This is a genomic window from Sphingobacterium sp. GW821-FHT03E03 (genome assembly GCF_059420745.1).
Genome location: NZ_JBWKUH010000017.1, coordinates 49,126 through 67,435, shown reverse-complemented (window position 1 = coordinate 67,435; position 18,310 = coordinate 49,126). Strand labels below are relative to the sequence as shown.

The window sequence follows — 18,310 nt, the reverse complement described above, 5'->3', positions numbered from 1 at the left end:
ACGAATCCACCCGCAGAACGGGTTGATTTAATAAAAAAATAGTTTCCCAGCAGAGGATTTCGTATGATCGAACGTATTAAGTATATAGCTGCTGCATCATTACCGATATTTAGCTTAAACGATTAAATTTTTGTGCCGTAGTATAAACTGATTAATAACACCTAATATTAATGACTATGAAACGCTACCTAAATTTAGCACACCGGCTCTGTATAGCCTTTCTGTTTTGTACATTTTTTTTGCATGCAAAAGCTATAGAATCCCCGACCGTATTACAGCAAAGGATCATCAGGGGCGAAGTGCGGGAAAGTGGTACGAATACAACACTTGCAGGCGTCAATGTGAAGGTCAAAGGGAAAACAGGCGGGACTGTCACCACCTCAGACGGAAAATATGAAATCCCGATTGACTCCAAAGAAAGTGTACTTGTTTTCTCGTATACCGGGAAGAAGACTGAAGAACGTTTAGTGGGTGAAAACGATTTGATTAATGTGAGCCTTACGGATGAGAGCAATATGCTTGCCGAAGTATATGTCGGTTATATGACGCAACGGAAAGCCGATTTAACAGGCTCCGTTTCTATCGCAAATGCGAGTGATATTGCTAGGAACCCATCGGCGAATGCCATGAAATCACTTCAGGGAAAATTAGCGGGTGTGCACATCACCACCAATGGTGGAAATCCGGCAGAGGGTGTGAACGTACAGATCAGAGGTTTGTCGTCACTTTCCGGCGGAGTTAAACCGCTCATTGTTTTGGATGGTATGCCTACCGAGAATCTCAATCTACGCGACATCAATGCAGCAGATATTGAATCTATTCAGGTCCTGAAAGATGCGGCTTCCGCAAGTATCTATGGTGCACGGGCTTCCGGTGGGGTTATTCTTGTCCAAACTAAGAAGGGCAAAATTGGACAGACAAAAGTGGACTATAATGGTAGCGTTGGAGTAAGCAGTATTGTGCGCAAGCCCAGATTGATGAATGCCGAGGAATATGGGCGGGCGACCTTTCGGGCTTATGCCTACGATGAGGCGGTCTATGGGGTGCCATTGACTTTGCCCAAAACGTATGATTTTACCTGGCATAGGGATGCTGAAGGACGCGCTGTGCTCGATGCTGTTAAACCAGCGGAGTATCTCAATGCCGAGAAAACGGTGAAAAGCGCCGATACTGACTGGCTTGATGAAATTCTCCGTCCAGGCCTGATGACAAATCATCAGGTATCTGTTTCCAGTGGGACGGAAAAATCAAAAAGCATGTTTTCATTGGGTTATTTTGAAAACCAAGGAACACAGATCCATACCTTTTTTAGACAGTTTTCACTGCGTGCTAACAATGAGATTAATTTAATCAATAACCGCCTAAAAGTAGGGGAGAATTTTGCGGTTTCGTATTTAAGATACCGTGATGCAAACGAAATGCGTTGGGCATTGATCAATCCACCAGCTGTTCCTGTACATGATATTTATGGCGGCTGGGCTGGTGCGGCGGGTTTTGACGACTTCACAAATCCTGTGCGTGTACTGACCGATAACAAAGACAATGTAAATAATTATGTCAAAATGATCGGTAATGTCTTTGTGGATCTAAATATCTGGAAGGGAATTTCTGCCCGCTCACAATTTGGTATAGACTATGGGAATGCCTATCGAAGGAATGTGGAGAAGAAATGGTCGGAAACAGGTGGACGAAATAGTGACGATGAAAATTATGTGGGGAATACCCAGTCTCATCCCCTCAGTTATGTGTGGACAAATACGCTTTCTTACAGCCTGCAGAATGATAAACATAGCTTAGATGCGGTGTTGGGAACTGAATACACACGATTTGTCGAGGAAGGTTTCTCTGCCCGACGGGAAGGAATATATCTGGAAGATCGTGATTTTGCGCATATTGGAGTAACCAATGGAACCAAATATTCACTTGGAAGCACGGCCGACGAATATGTATACCTGTCTTATTTCGCCAAAGCCAACTATGTGTATAACCAAAAATACCTGCTGTCGGCGACTTTGCGTCGGGATGGATCCTCACTTTTTGGCGCAAACAACAAATTCGCTATGTTCCCAGCATTTTCTGCTGGTTGGCGGATCAGCAACGAACCATTTATGAAAAAATATGCATTTATATCTGACCTTAAGCTGCGTGGCGGATGGGGAGCTAATGGAAGTGTACAGGGGCTGCCAAGAGGTTATACCTCGACACCATTTACAACAGACTATTTTGGAACATCTTACCCGATCGAAGGGAATGAAACCGGACCAATATTTTCGGGATATCGACGGACCTGGCTAGGCAACCCTAATCTCAAATGGGAAACAACCACACAAACTGATGTCGCCCTAGATTTTAGCCTATTTGATAGCAGGCTTAGCGGATCTTTTGGTTACTATTTTAAGAAAACAAAAGATATCTTGGTTCAGACTCCATACATTGCCGCCATGGGTGAAGGTGGGGAACCCTGGATCAATGGTGCAAGTATGAATAACCGCGGGATAGAATTGGATATTAGTTATCACAACAATCCGCAAAATGCGTTTCGGTATACCATCTCTGCAAATCTGGGGACTTATAAGACCAAAATCGTTAGCCTTCCTAAAGATGTCATCAATAAATACCCGGGAAATGGGGTCAATGACCTTGTGTTAGGTAGGACACCAAATATCTTGTATGGCATGGTAGAAGATGGTATCTTTAAGACACAAGAGGAAGTTGATAATCATGCTGCGCAGCCTGGAAAGGCAGTGGGGCGGATACGTTACAAAGACATCGATGGCAATGGAAAGATCGAAGAGTTTTATGACCGGACTTATATTGGAGTCAAAGATCCTAAGTTTTTCGGTGGGATAACCTTTGACTTTAGTTACCGCAATTTTGACCTTAATATCTTCTTTCAGGGGGTCTTTGGCAATAAAGTAAATAACCTATGGAAATTGGAATCTGACCTGTGGAATATCAATGTCCCAGCACACAAAAATCACCCCACACGTATTTTGGATGGATGGTATTTTGATCAGATGGATGCTGATATTCCGGCGATTTCCAATTCCACCCTTAATGCGGAACAGCGCCCCTCCAGTTATACTGTGGAGGATGGATCTTATTTGAAATTGAGGAATATAGAACTTGGGTATACACTTCCACAAGCGATTTCCAAGAAAGCAGCCATGAATAATTTAAGATTTTATGTCTCTGGCCGTAATCTCCTGACATTCAAAAAAGGTTGGGGAAAAGACCGATATACCAGTTTTGATCCTGAAATGCCTGACTATGGCTATCTGACTCCGATGTTTTTAACCTTTGGTATCAATGTAACCTTTTAAACTTCCCTATTATGAAAACGTATAAAATAAAAATATGCCTTGCGCTTTTCCTATTAACTATTGTAAGTTGTACTGATTCCCTTGATATTGCACCCAAACAGGTGCTGGACGAATCTTTTCTGGTTAAACCAGAGGATATGGACGGTTTTGTGACCGCCGCCTATGCAAGGATGACCGATATTCCGTCATTTGATTCACCTTTTGCACCCTGGTGGTCGGGTTCTATGCGGGCAGATGATTCCTATAAAGGTGGTGGCGGAACATGGGATGGTGATGGCTGGCATAATATGGAGATCTTTGTTGGAGTCAATCCCAATGGATGGCCCCTAGACTATCCCTGGTATGTCTCTTACCAGATTATTCAACGTTGCAATACGGCGATACAAAAATTGGAGCAGATCAAGGAGGAAGACTTTCCACAAAAGAATGCCCGTCTCGGAGAGGTGAAATTTATACGGACATTCACCTTTTTTAGGCTAAAGCAATTTTGGAAATACATTCCTTATATTGATGAAAAAGTCGTTGGCACCAGTGCAGACTTTGAAGCGGTACCGAATAGAGAAAAAGACCAACCCAACGATCAGTATCTTTGGGGAAGAATATTGGCTGATTTTAAAGAGGCCGAACAGTTGTTACCAGCGACGCAGCCTGAGAAAGGACGTGTTGATAAAAATGCGGCAACAGCGATGGTTGCCCGAACGCTGTTATTTATGGCGTATGAACAAAATGATAAACATACTGTTGTAAATATTAATAAAGAAAGGTTGAGCGAAGCATTGACTTATCTCAACAAATTGACCGACCAGGAAGGAGGGAAGGTTGGTTTGCAAACAGATTTTGCCGAAAATTTTGACATAAATTTTGATAACAAGACAAAAGAATCTATTTGGGAGATTCAATATTCCATTGATGATGGAAGTTCGAGTGGAGGTAAGATCAATCGAGGTGAGGGATTAAATCACCCATTCCAATGGGGTGGTTTTCAATGTTGCGGATTTCACCAGATCAGCTATACGATGGCAAATGCATTTAAAACTGGAACAAACGGTCTTCCTTTATTTGATACATACAATAATGGGAGTTACGCGGATGGGGACGCTGTATTTTTTGGTGGGAACAGCTTTGATCCGCGATTTAGCCATACTGTCGCCGCGCCGGGGCAGCCTTGGAAATATAATCCGAATCTTCTTTTTGAAACAAAGGGAATTCGAAATGGTGCCGAGTATGGTTACTTGAAATCTATTAAGGAATTGCCACAACCAGATTGTAAATGTTTGTTATATGATGGCTGGCAATTTAACTCGATGAACAAGAAAATGATTCGCTATGATGAGGTTTTACTTTGGAAAGCCGAGGTACTGATTCAACTGGACCGTTGGAACGAATCATTGATACTGATCAACAAGATTCGTGAACGAGCTGCTAAAAGCACAGCGAGGTTAGTGAAAAAGGATGGTTCTCCGGTTCTCAATTACAAAATTGCGACCTATCAACCTGGTGTCAATTGTACTTGGGATAAAGCTTTTGCCTGGAAGGCATTACAATGGGAAAATCGTCTCGAGCTGGCCGCGGAGGGGCGCCGTTTTTTTGATCTGCAACGCTGGGGAATATTGGAGCCAACAATGAATGCCTACTTTTCAGTAGAAAAAAATAGGTTTAAGTGGCTGGGAGCAGGACGTTTTACAGCAGGACGTGATGAATATTTTCCGATTCCTCAACCTCAGATTAACTGGGCCAAAGGGAATTATGTACAAAATCCTGGCTATTAGTTCATAACTATAAATGAAACCGAAGTGTGATGATAAAATTATTGATCAAGAATAATGTATTTCCTTACTGTTTGTTGATACTGTTGACATTATGTTGCTTATACCAGCAATGCTGGGCGAATGTGGATCCAGGGAAAATAAATGCATTGATTAAAGCAATTAAAGTTGATAGTATAGGGGGGCAACTGCCCCAATTGAGCTATCAGAAAATTGCGAGTCAGGTAGTGAAGGTGCGGGTTTCGGTAGATCTGCCCGAAGATGTGCGTTGTGATGATTGGCGGATCAGAATTTTGCCAGCATTTCAGCCCACATTTCATTGGGCACCACATTTGACACCTTCGGATAGCCATATTATTGCACAGCATGTCTTTAGGGCGCCGATGATAATGTTAACTGATCAACGGAAGCAACTTGTTATTATTCCCGATGTAGATCTGTTGAATAGTACTTTGGCCAAGGATTGGTATATGGATATGGACGCGCAAAAAAAACAGTTAACACTGGGACGGTCGCTGGCGCAAGTCGGAGAACATGTTTTGTTCAAACGGAAATCCGGAAATACATACACGCGTGGTAAATTTGAATTTGCATTTTATGTTCTTGCCTTTGACGATCGGGAAGTGGCAGAAAATCCCTTTCGTAGGCCGCTGGCTTTCTACTGGAAAAATTGGGGCGCAGGTCTTTTTGAGAAGGGCGAACCAATCTCCGGAGATATGGAAGCCTATGTGCGGCATAGCTATCACTGGGCATTTCAATCCTGGGTCAAGCAGGTATGGCAGTCGTTTGAAATTAATGGAAAAAAAGTAGGTGCACCGACTTTTATCGTCAATACCACACAGAGTCCGAATTATCCTGGGAAAACCAATGAACGGGAATTTCGTTCAATATGGAATCAGGCCTGGTTTAGTTCTTTACGTTCAGCCAGTGGCCTATATCGCTTTGCAAAGCGGACAGGAGACTCTGAACTCCTGGATAAGGCGAATCTAACCAAGGAACTGGCGCTATCCTATCCCAAAAAGGGGGGATTTTTCTATGGTCTGATCGGAACTGAAATGGAAGAAACTATCGACGGACAAGGCGATAAAAAATCCGTTCGTAGTAAAGGTTGGGAACACTATTATTGGGGAAATTCAAATCGAAATCCTTATACCTGGGATGCCCGTAAATCCCCTTTTCATCTGCTGGATATGAGCTGGACGGCGTTGCTGATGTTGCGTTGGTACGACGAGCTCGAAAAAGACCCTCGTTTGCTCGCTTATGCCGAAGATTACGCGAGGTCTCTGCTCGAAGTTCAATCAGCGGATGGATTTTTTCCAGGCTGGCTTGATGTAGAGACATTAAAGCCTCTTACTCACCTAAATGATTCACCCGAAAGCGCGTTGTCGGTTACCTTTTTATTGACTCTTTATCGCATGACGCAAAAGGAGGAGTATAAAGTAGCGGCTCTACGAGCAATGCAAGCAATTATAAAGGAAATTATACCCAATGGGCGCTGGGAAGATTTTGAAACCTATTGGTCCTGTTCGCGTGTCGGTGCCGAAGATTGGGTAGGGGAAAAGGTATTGCGCAATGACATGTACAAGCAGAATAATTTTTCTATGTTTTGGACAGCGGAGGCGCTATTGGAATGTTATCAAGCCACTAGATCGAAACAATACCTCAAGATTGGCCAGCGTACCTTGGACGAACTGTTGATGACACAGGCCGCATGGCAGCCCCATTTTATTCCGATAAAAGCTTTGGGCGGATTTGGCGTGATGAATGCAGATGGAGAATGGAACGATGCCAGGCAGAGTTTGTTTGCTGAGTTGATTATTCGCTATGGTAAGGAATTGAAGCAAAAGGAATACCTTCAGCGTGGTTTAGCGGCTTTACGGGCTTCCTTTGTTATGATGTACTGTCCTGAAAACCCGGATACCCAAGTACAATGGGAAGAAGCGTGGCCATTTTTTGGAAAAGAAGATTATGGCTTTATGATGGAAAACTATGGTCATGGTGGCGAGACAAATGCAAAAGGTCTGGGCATAGGGGAGTTTACAATTTATGATTGGGGCAATGGTGCTGCAGCGGAAGCCTATAATCGAATATTAGACCATTATGGAACGGATTTTTTGCAGGGGAAGGGCTTGTAGTCTTTTACCAATGTATGGTAGTTAAGAAACAAAAAAAGCCTGCTCAAATGAACAGGCTTTTTTTGTGGTGCCACCTGGGTTCGAACCAGGGACACAAGGATTTTCAGTCCTTTGCTCTACCAGCTGAGCTATGGCACCAGTTGACCTTTTATTTAAATCTGTGATCATCAGATTGAAGCGTGGTGCCACCTGGGTTCGAACCAGGGACACAAGGATTTTCAGTCCTTTGCTCTACCAGCTGAGCTATGGCACCGCTTTCTGCTATGGGTTTGTTCCCCTATTGCGATGCAAATATAGTGTGATAATTTGAATTCTAAAATTTTTATGTGGATTATTTTTGCTCTTTTTTCGAAAGTGTTGATTTTGATCGAGATAAAATTACAAGAAACTAACATAGAGAAAAAGGAATAAGCTGTATCTTTGCATTTCAATAAATAGCGATGAGTAAAAGAGGAAGAGTTTTAGTTGCAATGAGTGGAGGGGTCGATAGCTCCGTTGCTTCTGTCATGCTCCACGAACAAGGATATGAGGTCATAGGTATCACGATGAAGACTTGGGATTATGCATCTGCAGGTGGTTCGTCTAAGGAGACTGGATGTTGTAGCCTCGACAGTATCAATGACGCTCGTACATTAGCCGTAAACTATGGTTTCCCTCATTATATATTAGATATACGCGATGAGTTTGGAGACTTTGTAATTGATAATTTTGTAGAGGAATACATTGCTGGGCGTACTCCCAATCCCTGTGTTCTTTGTAATACCCACATCAAATGGGAAGCGTTGATGAAACGTGCTGATAAACTGGATTGCGAGTTTATCGCTACAGGACACTACGCCAATATTCGTATGCACGATAATGGCCGTTATGTCATATCAAAGGGTAAAGATGAAAATAAGGATCAATCTTATGTCCTATGGGGTGTATCGCAGGAAAATCTGGCGCGGACACAGTTCCCATTAGGATCCTTTACGAAAAAAGAAATCCGTCAAATGGCGCTTGACATGGGACAGAAGGAGCTTGCCAATAAATCGGAAAGCTACGAAATCTGTTTTGTGCCAGACAATGATTACCGTGCGTTTCTGAGACATAAAGTACCTACATTAGATCAGCAGATCGGTCCGGGTAATTTTATCCTTTCAGACGGAACAGTTGTTGGTAAACATATTGGCTACCCTTATTTTACCATCGGTCAACGTAAAGGTTTAGGTATTGCTTTGGGTAAACCGATGTTTGTGATTGAGATTCTCCCTGAAAGTAATACTGTCGTATTGGGTGAGGAGCATGAGCTTGAAAAATCACATGCCTATGTACGCAATGTGAACTTTGTCAAATATGCAGGTCTCGAACAACCAATGGAGGCAATTTCAAAAGTGCGTTATAAAGATTCAGGTGCTTTGTCTACCATCTCGCAAGAAGGCGATAAAGTGCGTATAGACTTTGTACACAATGTGAAAGGTATTGCACCGGGACAATCAGCCGTATTCTACGAAGGAAATGATCTCTTAGGCGGTGGTTTCTTGATGAAATAATAAAAGCTGATCTGAAATTCAGCAGAAGAAATCTAATCCCTATACTGTAGATGCAGTATAGGGATTTTTATTTGTGCGCCCAGCGTAAACGATCGTGCTACTCTAGTTTCATAAGGGATTTCTAAGGTTATTTGCAGCTATTGTGCTGGCGGGATTTAAAAACGAATTGTACTAAGTTTATTGAACTAGCATATTTATTTCACATGGTTCTGCTAGAAGAAAGAGAATAACTATGCCTGCCGTTTGCAAGCCCTCAAACTTATCGATATCTGGAACATGGATAAGTGGCCGAGATTGTATCCATAATCGTTCAAATGAGAATATTTAAAGACAGATTTTTATTTTCTATTTACTAATAATTTTAGTAATTTTAAATTATGAATCCGTCAGAATATTTTAAGGGCAGAGGGGCACAGATCAATCCCAATAACAAATTTTTTTCCAATCAATATGTTCAGGAACATATCGAAGGTTTGGACGAAGAATTTCTTGGGGCCGAAAAAACACAGTTTATTCCGACACATCCGAAGTCCATTATCTCCAAATCCAATAGTCCAGACCTGCGCTTTGAAAGGTCAATTAATCCTTATCAGGGCTGTGAGCATGGTTGTATTTATTGCTATGCCCGCAATTCGCATGAGTATTGGGGTTTTAGTGCTGGATTAGATTTCGAACGCAAGATCCTGGTCAAACACAATGCCGCTCAACTATTGGAGCATGAATTCCGCAAGTCAAGCTATCAGCCTGATTTGATTATGCTCTCCGGCAATACAGATTGCTACCAACCTATTGAACGGAAATTGGGGATCACACGCTCACTTTTAGAATTGATGCTTAAATACAGGAATCCAGTTTCTATTATCAGTAAGAATGTATTGATGCGACGAGATTTTGATCTCCTAGGTGAGCTTGCAGCACTAAATCTGGTATCTGTTGCCGTGACCATCAATTCGCTTCGTGAAGAGGTACGCCAAAAGATGGAGCCCAGGACCGCTACAGCTTCGGCCCGTTTAAAACTGATCGAGGGATTGACGGGGATAGGAGTACCTGTGATGCTGATGATGGCCCCCATCGTTCCGGGAATCAATAGCGACGAAATTTCAGATTTGATCCGCTCGGGAGCAGATGCGGGAGCAATTACAGCCTCGTATACCATTGTTAGACTCAACGGGCAAATCGGTGGTATCTTTAAAGATTGGTTGTATCAGAATTATCCCGATCGCGCCGAGAAGGTCCTGCATTGGATCGAAGCTTGTCATGGTGGAAAGATTAATGACACTGATTTCGGACGACGGATAAAAGGGGATGGCAATATGGCAGAGAGCCTGCAGCACCTGTTTAAGCTTTCTGTTAAGAAATATATGGATAACGGGGTGCTTCCGCCCCTGAGAAGGGATCTTTTCCGCTTGCCCGATGCGGGAATGCAGTTGGGATTGTTTTAATAAAATAAAGGGCCAGATTTCTAAACGAATCTGGCCCTTTATTTTGACCGGAGGCTGATAGCCTCCGAAATTATGAAGCCGATAAAACTGACTCACAAATTCTTACTTTTTTCTTTTAATCAATATATAGCTGATATATAACAATAATAACCAGGCAGGGATCAGTTCAACTGGCAATTTCATGCCTGTTACCCACATGATACCCAGTACAGCGATCAGAAAGATAAGACAGATATAATTGCTCAATGGATATAGAAACGAAGGGAATTTCGTTTTTACATGTACATCGATTTTGTTTTTTCTAAAATATAAATGCGTGATTGAAATCATTACCCAGTTGATGATCAACGAAGATACAACCAGCGACATCAGGATCTCCAATGCATTCTTAGGTGCGACATAATTGATAAAAACACAGATCGCAGCAAATACTGCCGAAACCAAAATAGCATTTATAGGTGCATGATTTTTGTTTAGCTTAGATAAAAACTTGGGTGCATTACCCTGTTCAGCAAGCCCAAAGAGCATTCTACTATTACTGTAGACACTGCTATTGTAAACTGATAAGGCTGCGGTGAGCACGATCAGATTGAGTGCATTTGCGATAATTTTTGTGAAATAGAATGTTTTTCCGAATAATGTAAATTCAAAACCATTGAGTTTGTCAAACACCAGCACAAAAGGGCTTGTATCCGCGTTGATATTTGTCCATGGAGTAAGCGAAAACAAGATAATCAAAGCGCCTACATAAAAGATTAATATCCGGTAGATAACCTGATTGGTCGCTTTGGGGATATTTTTTTCCGGATGCTCGGCTTCGGCAGCAGTAATACCCACCAATTCGAGTCCACCGAAAGAAAACATGATCAGTGCCATGGCGGATAGCAGACCTTCATAGCTGCCATCTCCAGTCTGGTTAAACCAGCCTTTTGGAAAAAAACCACCATGCGAAGTGAGGTTGCTCAGGCTAGCCTGTTCACCTCCTGTACCACTAACCAGGAGATAGACACCAAAGACAATCATGGCAATAATAGCGACAACCTTAATGATTGAAAACCAAAATTCGGTCTCGCCATAAATTTTTACAGAAGCAAGGTTCAGGGCATTGATAGCGAAGAAGAAAAATAAGCTTGATCCCCATAATGGAATTTCCGGCCACCAGAATTGGACATATACTCCAATGGCTGTTAGTTCGGCCATGCTTACTAAAATATAGAGCACCCAGTAGTTCCAGCCAGAGGCGTAACCGGCAAAAGAACCCCAATATTTATTAGCGAAGTAACTAAAGCTACCAGATACAGGTTCTTCAACCACCATTTCTCCCAATTGGCGCATAATGAAGAAAGCAATTATCCCTGCAAAGGCATAACCAAGTATCACCGCTGGTCCCGCTAGTGTAGCAGCTTTTCCTATTCCAAGAAACAATCCAGTTCCAATGGCGCCACCAAGAGCGATCAGCTGAATATGTCTATTTTGAAGTCCCCTTTTTAATTGTTTCGAATCCTTGTTATTCTGTTTCTCCATTTGTATGGTTAATACGGTTACTTATTTAGTGTCGATCAGTCTTGATCCTGAATATTCTACTCATCTCTTTTCCAACGCGGGATTGAGATGAAAATCGGTTTATCTGCAAAGTACTACAAATTATTTAATTTGGTACTACCGCATTTTGACCTAAGTGCATAAAGTTAATAAACACTTAGGTATTTTTATGCAGCTTAGGCTTTGCTTTTTGCTGGACTAGAAAGTAATCTTGATTAATACTACTGGAAGACAGGTTTTTAATAGAAAACGCTACCATGAGAATGGTAGCGTTTCATTTATTCGTAGCTAGTGTGATTTTTGGCCACTCCACCTTAGAACGAAATTTTGTTTGTAAATGATACAATAAAAGATAAATTAATTTGCTTTCTGTGGTTTTTCCACTGTTCCGCAGCTGCATCCACAACCTTTGGAGCAACCTGATTTACCTTTCAGTGATTTACGGACATTTCTAACGACATACCATACAGCCGCTAACACCAAAATTCCAACGATGAGATATTGTACTGTTAAATTATCCATGATCTTTTATTTTTTATTTGTGAAAGTTGAAAAGTTCCCCAATCCACAATCTGTCAATTTATTTTAATAGCTGATAGGCAATCAAGGCACTGAAATAAGCCAGGCCTGTCATAAAACCAACTTGAATTAATGTCCATTTCCACGATCCTGTTTCCCTTTTTACCGCGGCTATTGTACTCATACATTGCATGGCAAAAGCATAAAATAAAAGCAGCGATATACCCGAAGCAAAATTGTAGGCCGGTAAGCCTGTGTTACGATTGATCTCGCTGCGCATCTTACTCAATACCGTTGTCTTGCTGGCTTCATCTTCGATATCAACCTCGTCTCCAAGGCTGTACACAGTTGCCATTGTTCCGACAAAAACTTCCCTTGCCGCAAATGAAGAGATCAAACCGATTCCCATTTTCCAGTCATACCCCAGGGGTTCTACAACTGGTTCAATTGCCATGCCAAGATAGCCCAAAAAGGAATGCTCAAGACGATAAGAAGAGATCTCATGGTCAAGGTCGTCTCCCGAAAGATTAGGGTTGTTTTGCGTCACGTATTCCTCGGCCTTACTGAACTTGTCGTTCGGGCCAAAACTACCTAGTGCCCACAGAATAACAGAGATTGCCAAGATAATTTTACCTGCTCCGAAGACAAAACTTGATGTTTTCTCCCAAACATTTAAAACAACGTTTTTCCAGTCTGGAGATTTATAGGTCGGAAGCTCAAAGATTAAAAAAGACTTGTGTTTGGATTTAATGATTTTGGTCAAGAGTATGGCCGAAAACAATGCTGCAAATATCCCAAGGAGGTACATGACAAATAAAACCATACCCTGCAATTGAAATCCTGCATATTTGGTGTCTGGAATAACTAATCCGATCAATACGATGTAGATGGGTAGACGGGCAGAACAGGTCATGAACGGCGTGACCAATATGGTGACAAGTCGTTCCTTTGCATTTTCGATATTACGTGCAGACATGACCGCTGGAACAGCACAGGCTACACCAGAGATTAAAGGTATAACGGATTTTCCGTTTAACCCGAAAGGTCTGAGCCAACGATCCATCAGGAAAACCACACGGCTCATATAGCCAGTCTCTTCCATAATGGAAATAAAAATGTATAAAATTACGATCTGTGGGATAAATATTACGATACCACCGATACCTTTGATAATACCATTGCTCAACAGATCCGTCAGAGGTCCTGCTGGCAAGGTTGTTTGGGTGTAGGCTGCGAAATCGCCAAAGAGACCATCAATAAAGTCCATAGCCGGTCCTGACCAGGTATAGATTGCCTGGAAAATCAGGAAGAGAATACCAAAGAAGATCAGATACCCAAAGATTGGATGGAGCAATATTTTGTCGATCGCGTTTGTCTTGTTTTTGTTGGAAGCATCGTCCTTGGTATAGATTTCAGCTAAGTTGCCATCTAAGGATTTGCTCCGAAGAATGGCCTCTTCTTTCTGTAGTTTCTCCGCTTTTAACTGATGCTTGTCACGAATTTGCTGAATAGAATCGTTTTTTTCTTTCGATAGAAAAGAGACCTCCCCTTTAGCCAGATACTGCCAGGTATGGTATTCAGTGTCCAAAGGAAACAGTCTTTTGGTTTCTTCCAATGCTTCGTTTGCTATTGGGGGCAACTGAAATTTGCTGACATACATCGGCGGGGTAGCATCGAAATTCTTGATCAACTGATCGATACCCTGTCCCGTACGTGCATTTGTTTCGTAAACTTTTGTATTAAGTAGCTGTTCAAGCTTTGGGATATCTATACTTATTCCTTTTTCTTTGGCCTCATCAATCATGTTGATGACAAAGATGGCCGGAAGCCCGAGCTCTCGCGCTTGTTGATAGAGGATGACAGACCTTTTCAGGTTTGTTGGTTCGGCAACAACAATAACAAGGTTTGGTCTAAAACTGTTTTCTTTGTTGACCAAGGTATTGAAGACGACTTCTTCGTCCATTGAACTCGGAAACAAGGTATAGGTTCCTGGAAGGTCAATAATACGATAGGTTTTGTTGTTGGCTTTAACTTGTCCTTCACGTTTTTCTACAGTGATACCAGGATAGTTTCCTACTTTCTGATTTAATTTTGTAATCCGGTTAAAAAGGGATGTTTTACCCACATTTGGATTACCCAAAAGTGCAATAATCGGGTTATTCATTATTTCTGATCAATAAGGATGACTTTAGCTTCGGATTTGCGAATGGCAATCAAGGCGTTATTAGCAATAATATTTAAACATATAGGACCATCTAAAGGTGCGATATGTTTCACTTCTACTTCTGTACCAGGCACAAAACCTAATTCGAAAAATTTAGCTGGAATATCGTGCGAATCAAAATCAATAATCACCGCTTTTTCCCCTTTTTTTAGCTTGTCTAAGCTAGTTTTATTACGCATCTACCTAATTTTTTGTATTCTCCAAATATACAGATTTTCTACCATTTAGAATGATTCTAATGTCATAGTTATGTATTTAGCGCAAAAAACAGCTATCTTTACGAGTAAAAGGGATTAATTATCAACCAAAATGAAAATCGAGGACGAAATCAAAGTAAGTAAATTCAGTAATGAATGGCATCGTTGTACCGTAAACATTCTATATACGTACAATTGGCTGAATAATGAACTTGAACAAAGAGCAGCCGAAGAAGGGATCACTTTGAAACAATTTAATGTCTTACGTATCCTCCGAGGCCAATATCCAAAACCTGCAACCAATAACCTGATCAAATCAAGAATGCTAAGTACAACACCCGATATTTCCCGTATGATAGATCGGATGGTGACGAAAGGACTTGTTTCCCGCTGTCAATCGGGTGGTGATAAACGCGCCGTTGATCTGGTTATCACCGATAAAGGCCTGAAGATCCTTGAAAATCTCGAAGAGCCGATGCTGATGACGGATATTTTAACCAATAGAATCAGTGAAAAGGAAGCAATCCAGCTCAGTACTTTATTGGACAAGCTAAGAGGCTAATTAATGTGCATGGTCATGGTGGTCATGATCATGCAGCTCTTGATGGCCTTCATCATGTCCATGTGCATGGTCGTGTTCACCGCCAAAAGCAAAACTTGCCAGAGCAATGGCCACACCGGCAATTACTGCAATCATCTTTCTTTTGTTGAATTTATGATGGTCTATAGATCCGGACTCGAACAATATTGTCGTGGATATATGCAGAAATATACCAATTACCACAGCCATGATTTTATCAAAATATTGTTGAATATTACCCACCTCACCGGCACTAATTGCTTTACTCAATAGAAAGCCGAAAGGAGTCATAGCGGCGAAGAGCGCCAGTGTGATGATAATCGTATTTTTTTTTAGGTGTGTGCTGATCAAGATGCTGCCTAGGGCAAATGCAGCTGGAATATGATGGATCGAAATCCCTAATGCAAGTTCGGTCTGATGTGTTGCCGCCAATGGCATTCCCTCCAGGAAGGCATGTAGACATAAACTAAACATTATACCGATCGGAAAACTATGGCTGTGATGACCATGCTCATTTTCGGTATGTATATGCCCATGTTCAATTCCCTGCGAAAATTGCTCAAGGAATAACTGGAACAGAAAGCCTCCAAGTACATAGATACCCAATATTTCGGGTGAGGTGTTTGTCGACTGATAAACATGTGGAATTAAATGCAGTACAGTAATGGAGAATAGGTAAGCCCCACTAAAAGAAAGGATCAATTTTAGAAAATTTGTCCCTTTTTTCTGTACAAAAAAGACAGCGATACCACTTGCAAATGCAGGTACGAATAAAATTAAAATCAATAAAATTGAATTCATTATACTTGTTCAGTTTAAAAAAAGCTAGGCACGAACCGCTTAAACAGATAGCCTGTAGCCAACCCAACGAGGATTCCCAACGCGGAGCCACAGAGTATATCAAACGGGTAATGAACACCAACATAGATTTGGGAGACTGAAATCAGGAATGCCCAGGCAATACACAACCAAAGTACATATTTCCATCTTCTTCGGAATAGCACAATCCAAAAGAAAGCCAAGGAAAAGTGATTGGCCGCATGAGAGGATGTAAAGCTAAATCCGGAGCCACATCGTACCCGGATATTGACATTTTCCTTAAATTCCACATCATTGCAGGGCCTGATTCTTTTGACAGTTTTTTTGATCAAATGAGATGAGATACCATCGGAAATACCGAAAGTAGCCAATGTCATCGCCACAATCAGTATACCTGTTTTTCCATAGGTTTTGATGAAAAAAATAACCAGAAATAGATACAATGGAGCCCATGTGTACGGATTACGCAATATAGGCAACAGCCAATCAAATACAGGGTTACTTAAACCTTGATTGATGGCAAGAAAAATTTCTTGGTCGATGTGTACTAATTGTTGAATCATAAATCTTGTTGATTACAATGAAATTCCCAAACTTTTAAAAACTCGCTTTTCAAAAGTAAAAATAATTTCATTGCAAACGATTGTTTCTTTTAAAAACAACTTTGTTGCAACAAAGATACATTAAATATTCAATAATTATAATTTTAATTCGATATTTTATTGCCATAATGCTAAATTTACACGTTAATCAATTCAAAGGAAATGACTTTAATTAAATCAATCTCAGGAATACGAGGTACGATAGGCGGTCGTGCGGGAGAAGGACTTACGCCGATAGATATCGTTAAATTTACAGCTGCTTACGGAACTATCATCGTAAAGCAAAGCGGAATAAAGAAAATTGTGGTTGGAAGGGATGCCCGTGTTTCTGGCGAAATGGTCAGCAACCTGGTTATTGGAACCCTGCAAAGTATCGGTGTTGATGTGATTGATTTGGGATTATCGACAACACCAACAGTAGAGATTGCTGTTCCCCTGGAAAAAGCAGCTGGTGGTATTATCCTGACAGCGTCGCATAACCCAGGACAATGGAATGCGCTTAAACTGTTAAATGCGAAAGGCGAATTTATATCTGATGCGGAAGGTCAGGAAGTATTAGCCCTTGGAGAATCCCTGGATTTTGATTTTTCTGCTGTGGAAGAACTAGGATCAGTGCACAAAGATTATTCTTACCTACAAAAACATGTTGATGCTGTTTTGGCATTGGAATATGTAGATAAGGAAGCAATCAAAGCGGCGAACTTTAAAGTTGCTTTGGATGCGGTGAATAGCACGGGTGGTACATTTATCCCGGCTTTGTTGGATGCGCTTGGTGTGCAGACAATTTATAAAATTCACTGTGAGCCTAATGGTAATTTTCCACATAATCCAGAACCTTTAAAAGAACATTTGACAGATTTATCTGCTGCTGTAATCGAAAATAAAGCTGATTTGGGAATTGCCGTTGATCCAGATGTGGACCGTTTGGTCTTTATGATGGAAGATGGTGAGTTATTTGGTGAGGAATATACACTTGTTGCAGTTGCAGATTATCTCTTACAACATAAAAAAGGTAATACGGTTTCCAATTTATCATCTACACGTGCATTGCGCGATGTAACCAAAGCACATGGTGGTGAATATTATGCTGCTGCTGTTGGCGAGGTCAATGTGGTTACTAAAATGAAAGAAGTAGATGCAGTGATCGGTGGTGAAGGTAACGGTGGGGTAATCTATCCAGCCTCACACTATGGTCGTGATGCTTTGGTCGGTGTAGCTATTTTTCTGACGCATTTGGCTAAGCTGGGCAAGAAAGCTTCTGAATACCGTGCTTCACTACCACAATATTTCATGTCTAAGAATAAGATCACGTTGACTCCAGAACTGGATATCGACAATCTTTTGGCGAAAATGGAGGAGAAATATAAAAATGAAGAACACAGTACCATCGATGGTCTGAAAATAGACTTTGAAAATGAATGGGTGCATTTGCGTAAATCCAATACCGAACCAATCATTCGGATCTACTCTGAAGGACCGACACCGGAAGCCGCTGAGCAGATTGCGCAGAAAATCATTCGCGAGATCGAAGAAATAATTAAATAAAAACAAAAAGCTGCATCCGCAGCTTTTTGTTTTATGATCTACATGGAAAGATATTTCCAGAAAATAAAAACACGTTTTCATAAT

Annotated in this window: 13 protein-coding genes and 2 tRNA genes; 7 read left to right on the top strand and 8 right to left on the bottom strand. The window is 41.3% G+C overall.

What is annotated here, in order from left to right; genetic code table 11:
* The first annotated feature begins 176 nt into the window (after positions 1-176).
* The 3 genes from AC07UV_RS17665 to AC07UV_RS17655 are packed head-to-tail and all read left to right on the top strand — an operon-like array spanning position 177 to position 7,224.
* A complete protein-coding gene (locus tag AC07UV_RS17665) occupies positions 177-3,323 on the top strand; it encodes a SusC/RagA family TonB-linked outer membrane protein (RefSeq protein ID WP_495184676.1) in 3,147 nt (1,048 codons plus the stop codon).
* 11 nt (positions 3,324-3,334) lie between these two features.
* On the top strand, positions 3,335-5,092 hold the full coding sequence (locus AC07UV_RS17660) for a RagB/SusD family nutrient uptake outer membrane protein (protein ID WP_282249815.1): 1,758 nt from the start codon (positions 3,335-3,337) through the stop codon (positions 5,090-5,092).
* 29 nt (positions 5,093-5,121) lie between these two features.
* Positions 5,122-7,224 carry a hypothetical protein gene (locus AC07UV_RS17655; RefSeq protein WP_495184675.1) on the top strand — a complete coding sequence of 701 codons (2,103 nt, stop codon included), beginning with the start codon at positions 5,122-5,124 and terminating at the stop codon, positions 7,222-7,224.
* A gap of 65 nt (positions 7,225-7,289) precedes the next feature.
* Here AC07UV_RS17655 and AC07UV_RS17650 read toward each other — a convergent pair.
* Both AC07UV_RS17650 and AC07UV_RS17645 read right to left on the bottom strand, forming a co-directional pair.
* Positions 7,290-7,362, bottom strand: a tRNA-Phe gene (locus AC07UV_RS17650).
* Positions 7,363-7,404: 42 nt separating this feature from the next.
* Positions 7,405-7,477, bottom strand: a tRNA-Phe gene (locus AC07UV_RS17645).
* Between the two features lie 187 nt (positions 7,478-7,664).
* On the opposite strand from AC07UV_RS17645, the gene mnmA reads away from it, so the two are divergent.
* A complete protein-coding gene (mnmA, locus tag AC07UV_RS17640) occupies positions 7,665-8,756 on the top strand; it encodes a tRNA 2-thiouridine(34) synthase MnmA (RefSeq protein WP_495184674.1) in 1,092 nt (363 codons plus the stop codon).
* Between the two features lie 377 nt (positions 8,757-9,133).
* A complete protein-coding gene (locus AC07UV_RS17635) occupies positions 9,134-10,198 on the top strand; it encodes a PA0069 family radical SAM protein (RefSeq protein WP_495184673.1) in 1,065 nt (354 codons plus the stop codon).
* 102 nt (positions 10,199-10,300) lie between these two features.
* On the opposite strand, the gene AC07UV_RS17630 is transcribed toward AC07UV_RS17635, so the two are convergent.
* The 4 genes from AC07UV_RS17630 to AC07UV_RS17615 form a co-directional block, all read right to left on the bottom strand.
* A complete protein-coding gene (locus AC07UV_RS17630; RefSeq protein ID WP_495184672.1) occupies positions 10,301-11,722 on the bottom strand; it encodes an amino acid permease in 1,422 nt (473 codons plus the stop codon).
* 375 nt (positions 11,723-12,097) lie between these two features.
* On the bottom strand, positions 12,098-12,262 hold the full coding sequence (locus AC07UV_RS17625) for a FeoB-associated Cys-rich membrane protein (protein WP_120259094.1): 165 nt from the start codon (positions 12,260-12,262) through the stop codon (positions 12,098-12,100).
* A gap of 58 nt (positions 12,263-12,320) precedes the next feature.
* Positions 12,321-14,423 carry a ferrous iron transport protein B gene (gene feoB, locus AC07UV_RS17620; RefSeq protein ID WP_282249805.1) on the bottom strand — a complete coding sequence of 701 codons (2,103 nt, stop codon included), beginning with the start codon at positions 14,421-14,423 and terminating at the stop codon, positions 12,321-12,323.
* Positions 14,423-14,662, bottom strand: a complete 240-nt coding sequence (locus AC07UV_RS17615) for a FeoA family protein (protein WP_223583452.1) — start codon at positions 14,660-14,662, stop codon at positions 14,423-14,425. Before AC07UV_RS17615 ends, feoB begins: the two co-directional genes overlap by 1 nt.
* A gap of 130 nt (positions 14,663-14,792) precedes the next feature.
* Here AC07UV_RS17615 and AC07UV_RS17610 point away from each other — a divergent pair, with 130 nt between their 5' ends.
* Positions 14,793-15,242, top strand: a complete 450-nt coding sequence (locus AC07UV_RS17610; RefSeq protein ID WP_282249803.1) for a MarR family winged helix-turn-helix transcriptional regulator — start codon at positions 14,793-14,795, stop codon at positions 15,240-15,242.
* Here the strand turns inward: AC07UV_RS17610 and AC07UV_RS17605 are convergent, their stop codons facing one another.
* Both AC07UV_RS17605 and AC07UV_RS17600 read right to left on the bottom strand, forming a co-directional pair.
* Positions 15,243-16,061 carry a ZIP family metal transporter gene (locus AC07UV_RS17605; RefSeq protein WP_223583454.1) on the bottom strand — a complete coding sequence of 273 codons (819 nt, stop codon included), beginning with the start codon at positions 16,059-16,061 and terminating at the stop codon, positions 15,243-15,245.
* A gap of 14 nt (positions 16,062-16,075) precedes the next feature.
* Positions 16,076-16,642, bottom strand: coding sequence for a phosphatase PAP2 family protein (locus AC07UV_RS17600; RefSeq protein ID WP_495184671.1), 567 nt, complete (start codon positions 16,640-16,642; stop codon positions 16,076-16,078).
* Positions 16,643-16,843: 201 nt separating this feature from the next.
* Between AC07UV_RS17600 and glmM the strand changes: the two genes are divergently transcribed.
* Complete coding sequence (gene glmM, locus AC07UV_RS17595) at positions 16,844-18,226, top strand: phosphoglucosamine mutase (protein ID WP_282249799.1); 1,383 nt, start codon at positions 16,844-16,846, stop codon at positions 18,224-18,226.
* The last annotated feature ends 84 nt before the right edge of the window (positions 18,227-18,310 follow it).

Excerpts from the sequence above, each read along its gene's own strand:
- AC07UV_RS17630 (WP_495184672.1), bottom strand. The coding sequence starts at position 11,722 with ATGGAGAAACAGAATAACAAGGATTCGAAACAATTAAAAAGGGGACTT.
- AC07UV_RS17655 (WP_495184675.1), top strand. The coding sequence starts at position 5,122 with ATGATAAAATTATTGATCAAGAATAATGTATTTCCTTACTGTTTGTTG.
- AC07UV_RS17660 (WP_282249815.1), top strand. The coding sequence starts at position 3,335 with ATGAAAACGTATAAAATAAAAATATGCCTTGCGCTTTTCCTATTAACT.
- feoB (WP_282249805.1), bottom strand. The coding sequence starts at position 14,423 with ATGAATAACCCGATTATTGCACTTTTGGGTAATCCAAATGTGGGTAAA.
- mnmA (WP_495184674.1), top strand. The coding sequence starts at position 7,665 with ATGAGTAAAAGAGGAAGAGTTTTAGTTGCAATGAGTGGAGGGGTCGAT.
- AC07UV_RS17615 (WP_223583452.1), bottom strand. The coding sequence starts at position 14,662 with ATGCGTAATAAAACTAGCTTAGACAAGCTAAAAAAAGGGGAAAAAGCG.
- AC07UV_RS17625 (WP_120259094.1), bottom strand. The coding sequence starts at position 12,262 with ATGGATAATTTAACAGTACAATATCTCATCGTTGGAATTTTGGTGTTA.
- AC07UV_RS17610 (WP_282249803.1), top strand. The coding sequence starts at position 14,793 with ATGAAAATCGAGGACGAAATCAAAGTAAGTAAATTCAGTAATGAATGG.
- AC07UV_RS17600 (WP_495184671.1), bottom strand. The coding sequence starts at position 16,642 with ATGATTCAACAATTAGTACACATCGACCAAGAAATTTTTCTTGCCATC.
- glmM (WP_282249799.1), top strand. The coding sequence starts at position 16,844 with ATGACTTTAATTAAATCAATCTCAGGAATACGAGGTACGATAGGCGGT.
- AC07UV_RS17635 (WP_495184673.1), top strand. The coding sequence starts at position 9,134 with ATGAATCCGTCAGAATATTTTAAGGGCAGAGGGGCACAGATCAATCCC.
- AC07UV_RS17605 (WP_223583454.1), bottom strand. The coding sequence starts at position 16,061 with ATGAATTCAATTTTATTGATTTTAATTTTATTCGTACCTGCATTTGCA.
- AC07UV_RS17665 (WP_495184676.1), top strand. The coding sequence starts at position 177 with ATGAAACGCTACCTAAATTTAGCACACCGGCTCTGTATAGCCTTTCTG.